Genomic DNA, 1,395 nt, shown 5'->3' with positions numbered 1-1,395 from the left:
GCGGATAGGAGGCCAGGTTGGCGCGGTAGCTGATCTTGGTGGTGGCCTGCGAGGGCAGGAAGTCGTTCTGGAATTTCAGGACGCCCGGGCTGCCGCCGACCGGGTTGCCGGTGGTCGGATCGATCTTGACGCCTTCCAGATAGTAGCCGGCGCCGTTCACAAGATAGCCGTTCTTGTCGAGCGAGAAGTCGCCGCGGCGGGTGAAGTTGTCGACGCCGGGAAAGATCGGGTTGTTGTCGCTGAACGAGCTCGGCTTCTGCACCACGAAGAAGCCTTCGCCGTTGATCGCCATGTAGGTCGACACCGAGGCTGACTGCACCGAACCCTGCGTGGTGTTGGTCAGGCGCGATCCTGCAGTCACCGAGCCGGCGAGCTGCTGGTTGTTGCCGGCCTGCGGGATCAGGTCGAGGAACGAGGTGTCGATGCGCTTGAATGCCGTGGTCTGCGAGTTGGCGATGTTTCCGGAGATGTTCTCCAGCGCATAGGAGTTGGAGCGCAGGCCCGCGACCGACGTGGTGAGAGCGCCGAAAATACCCATTACTGACTTCTCCCGATGCGGCCGCCCGTGGCGGCTGTTGACAGCAAGATCCAATGAGGCTTCCCGCAAGCCTCGTGCCAACGAACAAAACAACGTCATTTCAAAGAGTTGGAGATTAGCAACGGGTCCTGAGGCCGGGGCGGTTTTGCCGGGTCGGGCAACTATTGCCGGGACCATTTGGCGAAAGGGGCCCCTTTGACGGCTGGGAACCAAACCCAAGCCCGCGCGTTGCGAACCGGGACAGCGAGGGGTTGATCGGGGGATCACTTGGCTGAAGATACGCCCGGCGGGCACCTGGGCCGCACAGACGCGGTCCCAGACAGTCTTTTTCTGGGCCGCGGCGAACTGGCGTCGCTGATGCGCGCGTTCGATTGGGCATCGACCCCGATCGGGCCGCCGGAGAGCTGGCCGCAGGCGCTCAAGACCGCGGTTCGCATCATGCTGACGTCGCAACAGCCGATCTGGATCGGCTGGGGCCCGGAGCTGACTTATCTCTACAACGATCCCTACAAGTCGATCATCGGCGGCAAACACCCATGGGCGCTCGGCCGACCGACCTCGGAAGTGTGGTCGGAAATCTGGGAGGACATCGCCCCCCTGCTCGCCAAGGCGACCAGCGGCCACGAGGGCACTTATGTGGAAGCCCAGCTTCTGATCATGGAGCGCAACGGCTTTCCCGAGGAAACCTACTACACCTTTTCGTACAGCCCGATTCCGACCGATGACGGCTCGCCGGGCGGCATTTTCTGCGCCAACACCGACGATACCCAGCGGGTCATCACTGAACGGCAACTGTCGCTGCTGCGCGACCTTGCCGCCAGTGCAGCCCAATCCCGCAGCGTCAGCCAGGCATGTGA

General features: G+C 62.9%; 2 protein-coding genes. One reads left to right on the top strand and one right to left on the bottom strand.

The genetic code is table 11. The features are described 5' to 3' along the window. A partial coding sequence (locus DYI24_RS26610; protein ID WP_164574458.1) for a flagellar hook-basal body complex protein occupies positions 1 to 538 on the bottom strand: 538 nt, incomplete at its 3' end. Positions 539 to 805: 267 nt separating this feature from the next. On the opposite strand from DYI24_RS26610, the gene DYI24_RS26605 reads away from it, so the two are divergent. Then, positions 806 to 1,395: PAS domain-containing protein (locus DYI24_RS26605; protein WP_164574457.1), on the top strand; the 590-nt coding region annotated here is incomplete at its 3' end.

The sequence above is a fragment of the Rhodopseudomonas sp. BR0C11 genome (assembly GCF_010820945.1).
GTDB classification, from domain to species: Bacteria; Pseudomonadota; Alphaproteobacteria; order Rhizobiales; family Xanthobacteraceae; genus Rhodopseudomonas; species Rhodopseudomonas palustris_H.
This window is presented reverse-complemented; position numbering and strand designations above follow the sequence as displayed.